The organism is Plastoroseomonas hellenica, assembly GCF_018129085.1.
In the GTDB taxonomy this organism is placed as follows: Bacteria; Pseudomonadota; Alphaproteobacteria; order Acetobacterales; family Acetobacteraceae; genus Plastoroseomonas; species Plastoroseomonas hellenica.
In genome coordinates this window covers 1-5,337 of record NZ_JAAGBB010000110.1, presented here as the reverse complement: position 1 = coordinate 5,337, position 5,337 = coordinate 1, and the positions used below count along the sequence as shown (strand labels likewise).

The following is a 5,337-nucleotide window of genomic DNA, read 5'->3' as shown; positions in this document are numbered from 1 at the left end:
GAAAACGGCGGCCACGGCGCCCCCAACGGCGACGGCGGCGCCGGCGGTGCGGGTGGTCAGTTCAACGTGGCGGCTCCCGGCGGTGCCGGTGGCGTTGGCGGCATCGCGGGCACCGCCGGCAATCCCAATGGCGGCCCCGGCGGCACCGGCAGCAACGGCGCCGACACCGGGACGGTGCAGCCGGGCGCCGGCGGCGGCGGCGGCGGCGGCGGTGCCGGCTTCGTCGGCTCGGTGCTGCCGGCCGGCAACATCACCGGCGGCACCGGCGGCATCGGCGGCAATGGCGGCTTCAACCTGGCCCCCGGCGGTTCCACCAATGACGGCGGCGGCGGCGGCGGCGGCGGTGCCGGCGCGATCCTGAACGGCGGCGGCAGCACCAGCACCAGCGGGAATATCACGGGCGGCACCGGCGGGCTCGGCGGCAACAGCACACCAGGGGGCGCAGGCGCCCCCGGCGGGACAGGCGGGCCTTCCGCCTATGCCGGCCATGGCGGCATCGGCGGTGCCGCTATCCTCTCGACCGGCGTCAACGTCACCAACGGCTTCACCATCACCGGCGGCCTCGGCGGCAATGCCGGCACGAACGGCAATGGCGGTGATGGCGGCGCCGGCGGCGGGGCAGGCGGCGGCGCCCAGAATCCCAGCCCCTTCAGCATCGGCGGCGATGGCGGCTCCGGCGTCGCGGGCTCCGGCTTCACCCTGACCAACACCGGCGCCGGAATCATCATCGGCGGCACCGGCGGAAACGCGAGCCCGGGCGGCACTGGCGGCAACGGGAATGGCGGGGTCGGCGGCAATGGCGGCGGCGGCAGTTGGGGCGGCAGCGGCGGCGCCGGCGTCAACGGCACCGGGATCAACGTCACCAATGCCGGCCTCATCACCGGCGGCAATGCCGGCGTCGCCAGCGCCGGCGGCAATGGCGGCACCGGCACCACCGCCGGCATCGGCGGCAATGGCGGCGCCGGCGGCAATGGCGGCGCCGGCATCGTCAATACCAATGCGACGATCATCAACACCGGCACCATCCAGGGCGGCAACGGCTCGGCGGGCGCGGCCGGCGGCACCGGCAGCACCGCCGGCGTCACGGGCATCGACGGCGTCGGCGGCATCGGCGTCGTCGGCGGCAACCTCACCGTCATCACCTCCGGCACCATCGCCGGCGGCCTGAGCCCCACTTCCGTGCGGGCGAATGCCGTCACCTTCAGCAGCGGCACCAACACGCTCGAGCTCCAGGCCGGCTTCGTGATGACCGGCAACGTCCAGGCCTTCAGCGGCGCCGACACCTTGCGGCTGGCCGGTGCCACCGATGCGAGCCTGAATGCCGGGCTGATCGGCACCCAGTATCTGGGCTTCGGCGCCTATGTGAAGGACGGGGCTAGCGTCTGGACCCTGACGGGCGCGCCGACCATCGCGACGCCCTGGACCCTCCTGGGCGGTGAGCTCTCGGTGGCGCAGGATGCGACGCTCGGCGATCCCGCGACCAGCCCGCTGACCTTCAACGGCGGCACCCTGCAGGTCACCGGCACCGGCTTCACGGCGACGACGCGCGCCATCACCTGGGGCGTGAATGGCGGCGGCTTCAACATCGTCGACGCCGCCAACACCTTCACCGTGGCGCAGGATCTGCTGGCGGGCGGGGCGCTCACCAAGCTCGGCGCCGGCACCCTGGTGCTGAGCGGCGCCAACACCTATGTCGGCGGCACCTTCCTCAATGCCGGCACCATCGCGGTCGGGAATGATGCGGCGCTCGGCACCGGCACGCTGGCGATGGCGAACGGCACGACGCTGTCCTTCACCGGCAGCGATTTCACGGTGCCCAACGCCGTCACCATCACCGGCACCGGCAATGTCACGCCGCCCGCGGGCACGACGCAGACCCTGACGGGCGTGATCTCGGACGGGACCTCGGCGGGCACGCTCGCGATGCAGGGGCCCGGCACGCTGGTGCTGACCGGCAACAGCACCTACACCGGCGGCACCACGATATCAGCCGGTACGCTGCAACTCGGCAATGGCGGCACCTCCGGCAGCATCCTCGGCGATATCGCCAATGCCGGCACCCTGGCCTTCAACCGCAGCGACGCGTTCACCGTGCCAGGGGTGATCTCCGGCAGCGGCGCGGTGCGCCAGGACGGCACCGGCACCACCATCCTGACCGGCGACAGCACCTATACCGGCGGCACCACCATCACCCAGGGCACCTTGCAGCTCGGCAATGGTGGCACCAGCGGCAGCATTGTCGGCAACGTGCTGAACAACGGCAGCCTGACCTTCAATCGCAGCGACATCTTCACCGTGCCGGGCGTCATCTCCGGCACCGGCGCGGTGCGCCAGGACGGCACCGGCACCACCATCCTGACCGGCGAGAACACCTACACCGGCGGCACCGCCATCACCGCCGGCACCCTGCAGCTCGGCAATGGCGGCACGTCAGGCAGCATCCTCGGTAACGTCGCCAATGCCGGCACGCTCGCCTTCAACCGCAGCGACACCGTGACCTTCGCCGGCGTCGTCTCCGGCACCGGCGGCGTGCGGCAGGACGGCACCGGCACCACCATCCTGACCGGCGCCAACACCTACACCGGCGGCACCACCATCACCCAGGGCACCTTGCAGCTCGGCAATGGCGGCACCACCGGCAGCATCCTCGGCAATGTCGCCAATGCCGGCACGCTCGCCTTCAACCGCAGCGACACCGTGACCTTCGCCGGCGTCGTCTCCGGCACCGGCGGCGTGCGGCAGGACGGCAGCGGCGCCACGGTGCTGACCGGCGCCAACACCTACACCGGCGGCACCACCATCACCCAGGGCACCCTGCAGCTCGGCAATGGCGGCACCACCGGCAGCATCCTCGGCAATGTCGCCAATGCCGGCACGCTCGCCTTCAACCGCAGCGACACCGTGACCTTCGCGGGCGTCGTCTCCGGCAGCGGCGGCGTGCGGCAGGACGGCACCGGCACCACGGTGCTGACCGGCGCCAACACCTACACCGGCGGCACCACCATCACCCAGGGCACCTTGCAGCTCGGCAATGGCGGCACGTCAGGCAGCATCATCGGCAATGTCCTGAACAACGGCACCCTGGCCTTCAATCGCAGCGACATCTTCACCGTGCCGGGCGTCATCTCCGGCACCGGCGCGGTGCGCCAGGACGGCACCGGCACCACGGTGCTGACCGGCGCCAACACCTATTCCGGCGCGACCCAGGTGAATGCCGGCATCCTGCGCGCCGGCGCCACCGGTGTGTTCAGCCCGGCCTCCGCGGTTGCGGTCGCGGCGGCGGGTACGCTGGATCTCGCGGGCTACGACCAGACCGTCGCGGGGCTGACCAATGCCGGGCTGGTCACGCTCGGCGGCGCGCCGGGGACGCGGCTGACGGTCGCCGGCAACTACGCAGGGCAGGGCGGCGTGCTCGCGCTCAACACCTTCCTCGGCGGCGACAGCTCGGCCTCCGACCGCCTGGTGATCAGTGGCGGCACCGCGACCGGCGACACCCGGATGCGCATCACCAATGTCGGCGGCCCCGGCGCACTGACCACCGAGGGCATCCAGGTGGTGCAGGTCACCAATGGCGGCACCACCGCGGCGGGCGCCTTCCGCCTCGACACCCGCGCCGCCGCCGGCGCCTTCGAGTACCAGCTCTTCCGCGGCGGCAGTGCCAGCGCCGATGACTGGTTCCTGCGCTCCTACCTGTTCGACCCGCCGATTTCGCCCGCGAACCCGGCGACGCCGAGCTCCCCCGGCATCCCGCTCTACCGGCCGGAGGTGGCGCTCTACGCGCCGATCGCAGCGATCGGCCGGCAGATGGGCCTGGCGACCCTCGGCACCCTGCATGAGCGCGTCGGCGAGCTCGACAATATCCGCGACCTCGCGGGCTCCAGCCCCTACGCCAACGGCGCCTGGGCGCGTGCCTTCGGGGAGCGCACCCGCAACCGCTGGGACGGCACCGTGGACAGCCGCGCCACCGGCAACCTGATCGGGCTGCAGGCCGGCTTCGACATCCTGCGCACCCAGCCTTACGCGGGCGGCCACCGCGACCATGCCGGCGTCTATGTCGCCTACACCGACTACAACGCGCCCAACGTCTCGGGCTTCGCGCTCGGCCGGCAGAACCTGCAGGTCGGCCGTCTCCTGATGAGCGGGCCCTCGGTCGGCGCCTACTGGACGCATTTCGGTCCGAGCGGCTGGTATGTGGATGCGGTGTTCCAGGCGAACTGGTTCGACGTGAAGGCGAGCTCGGATTTCGGCACGGCGCTGAACACCAATGGCGTGGGCTACACGGCGTCGCTGGAAGCCGGCTACCCGATCCGCTTCGGCGGTGGCTGGCAGGTCGAGCCGCAGGCGCAGATCATCTGGCAGAGCGTCTCGGTGGACCGCTCGCGCGACCTCTTCTCCAGCGTCGACTGGAACGAGGATGACGCGGTGACGGGGCGCCTCGGCGCACGGCTGCAATACACCGGGCGCGATGCACGCACGCTGTGGCAGCCCTACGCCAAGGTGAACCTGTGGCACGCCTTCTCGGGCAGCGACCGTGTCACCCTCGGCAACAGCGCGCCGATCGAGAACCGGTTCGGGGAGACGGCGCTGGAGGTCGGCGCGGGGATCACCGCGCGGGTGAACCAGACCACCAGCTTCTACGCGCATGCCGATTACCGCTGGTCCTTCCGCGGCGACAGCCGCCAGACCGCGGTCCAGGGCGCCATCGGCATCCGCTTCAACTGGTAGCCACCCGCAGGCGCGCCGCCCCGCAGGGCGGCGCGCCTGCCCCCGCATTCCTGGCCTGGTTGCAAGGGCCGAACGCCCCGCCTGAGGAGAGTTGCGTGAAGTCACACCTTTCGGCGGCCCGCGCCGGCCATGGCGCATCGGATGGATCAAGCCAGTCGCAGATCGACCATGCGCGCGCATGGCTGTTCGCGACGACGGCATTGGTCGGCGGCGCGCCCGCGCGCCGGCCTTCGGCACGCCTCCGGCTGCTGCCGGTGGGCGCCCTGGCGGCAGCGCTCGCCTGGCCCATGGCGACTCCGGCCTTCGCGGATGGCGACGGCGCCCTCAGCGCGGGTGGCTGCGGCGGCGCGGGTGGTGGTGGCGGCGGCGGCCTGGGTGCCGTCGTGACGCCAGGCTGCGTCGGTGCGAGCCCCACCCAGGCGCAATCCGGCTCCAACGGTGCCCCTGACGGCACCGGCGGCGCCGGTGGCGCGGGTGGCGGCATCGTCGGTACCTTCAATCCCGGCGGACCCGGCGGCAGCGGCGGCACCCCCGGCACCGCGGGCACGCCCACCGGCGGCGCCGGCGGCATCGGCAGCGACGGCACCTCCGGCACGGCCACCTTGGGGCCTG

At 72.5% G+C, this 5,337-nt stretch carries 1 protein-coding gene and 1 pseudogene; both read left to right on the top strand.

Going from position 1 to position 5,337, the window contains the following annotated elements:
- Positions 1-4,725: autotransporter outer membrane beta-barrel domain-containing protein (locus GXW71_RS33990; RefSeq protein WP_211858424.1), on the top strand; the 4,725-nt coding region annotated here is incomplete at its 5' end.
- A 95-nt stretch (positions 4,726-4,820) separates the two neighbouring features.
- Positions 4,821-5,337 (top strand): annotated as a pseudogene (locus GXW71_RS33985) (hypothetical protein); the annotation flags it as partial.